This window comes from Pseudoalteromonas aliena, assembly GCF_038155085.1.
Taxonomy (GTDB): Bacteria; Pseudomonadota; Gammaproteobacteria; order Enterobacterales; family Alteromonadaceae; genus Pseudoalteromonas; species Pseudoalteromonas aliena_A.
Genome location: NZ_JBAKAU010000276.1, coordinates 1 through 210, shown reverse-complemented (window position 1 = coordinate 210; position 210 = coordinate 1). Strand labels below are relative to the sequence as shown.

Below are 210 nucleotides of genomic sequence, written 5' to 3'. Positions count from 1 at the left end.
TTCTTTTTCAGCTTCTATGAATGGGTCTAGGTAGGCCACAGCTCGCTTCATTACAAGGGCTGATTTAACAACTTGCGGTAAAAACATTTTACCTGCGCCATATAAATCCCCTACCACGTTCATGCCATCCATGAGTGGCCCTTCAATTACGTTAATAGGTTTATCGGCAGCAGCGCGGCACTCTTCCGTGTCTTCATCTATATAGGTAGT

The 210-nt window shown here is 44.8% G+C and carries 1 protein-coding gene; it reads right to left on the bottom strand.

The genetic code is table 11. The features are described 5' to 3' along the window. Positions 1 to 210 (bottom strand): B12-binding domain-containing protein (locus V6260_RS19375; RefSeq protein ID WP_341595632.1); only part of this gene is annotated, 210 nt, incomplete at both ends.